Annotated in this window: 1 pseudogene; it reads left to right on the top strand. The window is 69.0% G+C overall.

The features are described 5' to 3' along the window. Positions 1-300 (top strand): annotated as a pseudogene (gltD, locus tag E5W70_RS32790) (glutamate synthase); the annotation flags it as partial.

Below are 300 nucleotides of genomic sequence, written 5' to 3'. Positions count from 1 at the left end.
GGGGGGGAGCCGATCCAGTCGGTGGCATGGCCATCGCGCCCGATCGTTGCCGGCGGCCAGCATGTCGTCGTCGTCGGCGGCGGCGACACTGCCTCCGACTGCGTCGGCACCGCCTTCCGCCAGGGCGCGGTGCGCGTCACCCAGCTCGACATCCGGCCGCAGCCGCCGGAAAAGGAAGACAAGCTGTCGGTCTGGCCATACTGGGCGACCAAGATGCGCACGTCATCCTCGCAGGCCGAAGGCGCCGAGCGCGAATTCCAGGTGGCGACGCTTGAATTCATCGGCGAAAACGGCCAGCTG

This window comes from Mesorhizobium sp. (assembly GCF_005063415.1).
GTDB lineage: Bacteria > Pseudomonadota > Alphaproteobacteria > Rhizobiales > Rhizobiaceae > Mesorhizobium.
The sequence above is the reverse complement of the archived record's forward strand: the minus strand, read 5'-3'. Positions and strand labels throughout refer to the sequence as shown.